We start from the raw sequence: 3192 nt of genomic DNA, 5'->3' as shown, positions 1-3192 counted from the left end.
TTCCACTGTTCAATTTTCAAAGGCCAAACTTTATATGTCCCTTAGGACCGATGTCGCTAGATTATATTATCATGTCATTTCTATTATGTCAACTACTTTTTTATTTATTCTTCGCAACAACAAAAATAATCTTATCACTTTTATCAGCATATTAAAACGTCTTATTTCTATATATAATATAATTATGAGTTATTTTCTATCTATTTCTCTAGTTTTCTCCTTATTACATATAATGACACCCCGGGGTGTGTTGTTATTATATCCCAAATGTTGATCTTATCTGCTTAATAGTTGATGTATCCATATTGTCAAGGATTGCATTCTGCAATTCATCCTTTTCTCCCTGAGTTAATTGATTTTTCATTGCTTTAACTTCCTCCGCATCTTTGTGATATGGGTATAATGGATTCTGTATCATTTTATTTATTGTAGATTGTATTCTTCTAATTATATCCTTATTTTTTGGGCTCTTAACAGATGAATGAGCACCATTCAGTTGACGGCTGGCTTTCTTTAGCAAATCTTCATTACTAACTGACTTCTCCTCGGTACTTACCCCTGCCTGTGATTTATCAGTTTCCTTTGTTACCTTTTCTACTGAAACTATCACCTTATCATTATCAACTATTAAATTAGAAAATCCAAATGGTATTACATCCTTGTCTATTTCTATACTGTTTTCTAAAACGGTGATACCATCATCAGAAAAGGTCTTTAATCTATTCATAACAAAGGATTTGGATAGTTTTAATTTTCCAACTTTAAATATTGATGGTACAAAGTTTATTTTATCATTTTTATATGACAGGTTTCCTTCACAATATAGCATTACTTTTAGGCTGCCATACCTCCCCGGAATATAGATATAAACTTTTCCTTCAGATATTTTTGAGTATATTTTATTTACTGTAAATCCTGACTTAGAAATACCATTTTTCATAAACGTTTCTATAATGCCATTTACATCTGCTTCACTTAATTCTACGGTTCCTCCTGTTTTTTCAGCACTATTTATTTTGCTTACTGTATTTATGGCAGGGGATACCCTGAATATCAAATAGTTTCCCCCCCACAATATTAAATATAGAAGATATCCTATTGCTAAACAAAATAGTAATCCTATAGAAATTACAATATGCTTGATTTTATTATTTCTATCTCTCATTTTTACCCCCATTTTAGACTTTTATAATTAACCTCATCGTAATACATTAATACTTTAACATAAATTTTCCAATAATACAATTTAATAGTAGCAAATTTTAAATAAAAAATACATCCTCAATAAGAGGATGTAAAAATCTAACTTATGGAATTTTTAAAATAAATTACTACATCCAACCCCTTAATTTGTCAACATTTAAAACTATAATCTCATCCTTGTCTATATCTATGGCTCCATTATGCTTCAGCATAGAAAGGGCCCTGGTAAAAGTTTCTCTTGTGAGTCCCACCATATTACCCATATCCTGCCTTGAGAGATGAGTTTTTAAAACGATATTATTTTTTAATTCTAACCCCTGATCTTTTATTAGCTGTATTATCAATGCCGCGGCTTTTCCATAGGCATCCCTTAATGCGAGGTTTTCTATCTGTTTGGAAACCAGTTTAAGTCTTCTTCCCATAACTGAAATGATGTGTATTGCAATTTTAGGGTATTTCTCAAGCAGCTTTTCAAGATCACTATTTCTTATCATATATATCTCCGAATCTTCTATTGTTTCTGAGCTGGCAGGATATGTTCCTCCAACAAACAAACATGATTCAGCAAATATTTCCCCATCTGACATTATATGGATTATGTGTTCTTTTCCTTCCTGGGTTGTTTTAAAAATCTTTACTTTTCCCCTCTTTATAAAGAATACCCCTTCAGCTGTTTCTCCCTCCATGAATATAATCATATTTTTTTTATATTTTCTCTCTATCATTAATCCCAATATTTTATCTATACTCTCATCGTCGAGCTCTGAGAAAAATGATAACCTTCTAATATATTGTTTGTTATCCATACCTACCTCCAAACATATATATTCTATATGTTATTTTAACAAATACATGAATCATTCTCCATATAGAAATAAAAAGCCCTTTAATAAGGCTTCTTGAAAAATCTGTAGTTTTTCTTTTTATTCCTTATATAGTGCCTTATATATATTATGAGAAGGCACACCACCCCTCCAGATACATCTATTACAACATCCCGTACTGCAGGCCCCCTTCCTGATACATACCTCTGATGAAATTCATCTGTTGATGCATATAAAAATGTCATAATCAATGAAATAATCAAAGTGGAATTTAAGTAAAAATCATCAATAAGAGCATTATATAACAAAAGGTAAAAAATGAAGTACTCAGTAAAATGTGCAGCTTTTCTAATTATAAAATCCGCCTTATTACCAGTTATTGCATCAAGATTTATACCCATTTTCATAAACATATCCAATATAAATCTGTTATTGCCATTCGATATATCTCCAGGCTGTGATGAAAAGACAAATATGACTATAGCCCATATGATCACCATTGTCCATTTAATATACCTTTTTTTCATAACTAGATCTCCTCATCCTTTTAAAAATATATTAAAATTCTATCATAAAAAATTTATAAATGCTAATCCTCATTTTATAACTTTATTTACATAAATCCCCTATATAAAAATAAAAATCCTTCAGACAATTAATCTGAAGGATTTTTATGGAGCGGGTGATGGGAATCGAACCCACGTAACCAGCTTGGAAGGCTGGGGCTCTACCATTGAGCTACACCCGCATGTGGTGACCCCTAGGGGACTCGAACCCCTGTTACCACCGTGAAAGGGTGGTGTCTTAACCGCTTGACCAAGGGGCCAAAAATCTATATGGTGGCGGCGAAGGGATTTGAACCCCTGACACTTCGGGTATGAACCGAATGCTCTGGCCAACTGAGCTACGCCGCCTAATCGGACTGGTTATTATATATCAACCTGGAATCCAGGGGATACATTATTAAATCCGGCAGCTACCTACTCTCCCATAGCGTCTCCGCCATAGTACAATCGGCCCTGCAGGACTTAACCGACCTGGCTCGGATGGGAGTGGATTACTTACCCTGCACTCCCTATCGCCAGGCGTTATTCATCCGGCAGCTACCTACTCTCCCGAGCCGTCTCCAGCTCAGTACCATCGGCGTTACAGGGCTTAACCTTCG

3 protein-coding genes, 3 tRNA genes and 1 rRNA gene are annotated in these 3192 nt (G+C 33.9%); all 7 read right to left on the bottom strand.

Annotated features, from left to right (window positions below):
• Positions 1-256: 256 nt before the first annotated feature.
• Complete coding sequence (locus EDD71_RS15000) at positions 257-1165, bottom strand: hypothetical protein (protein ID WP_133629518.1); 909 nt, start codon at positions 1163-1165, stop codon at positions 257-259.
• 166 nt (positions 1166-1331) lie between these two features.
• Complete coding sequence (locus EDD71_RS14995; RefSeq protein WP_133629517.1) at positions 1332-2009, bottom strand: Crp/Fnr family transcriptional regulator; 678 nt, start codon at positions 2007-2009, stop codon at positions 1332-1334.
• Positions 2010-2089: 80 nt separating this feature from the next.
• Positions 2090-2554 carry a VanZ family protein gene (locus tag EDD71_RS14990; protein WP_133629516.1) on the bottom strand — a complete coding sequence of 155 codons (465 nt, stop codon included), beginning with the start codon at positions 2552-2554 and terminating at the stop codon, positions 2090-2092.
• 147 nt (positions 2555-2701) lie between these two features.
• Positions 2702-2775: transfer RNA gene (locus EDD71_RS14985), tRNA-Gly, on the bottom strand.
• 3 nt (positions 2776-2778) lie between these two features.
• Positions 2779-2853, bottom strand: a tRNA-Glu gene (locus tag EDD71_RS14980).
• Positions 2854-2864: 11 nt separating this feature from the next.
• Positions 2865-2941: transfer RNA gene (locus EDD71_RS14975), tRNA-Met, on the bottom strand.
• 53 nt (positions 2942-2994) lie between these two features.
• Positions 2995-3113, bottom strand: a 5S ribosomal RNA gene (rrf, locus tag EDD71_RS16180).
• Positions 3114-3192: the final 79 nt, after the last annotated feature.

The organism is Fonticella tunisiensis (genome assembly GCF_004364155.1).
Taxonomy (GTDB): Bacteria; Bacillota; Clostridia; order Clostridiales; family Caloramatoraceae; genus Fonticella; species Fonticella tunisiensis.
Note: the sequence above shows the minus strand (reverse complement) of the source record. Positions and strands in the feature narration are given on the sequence as shown.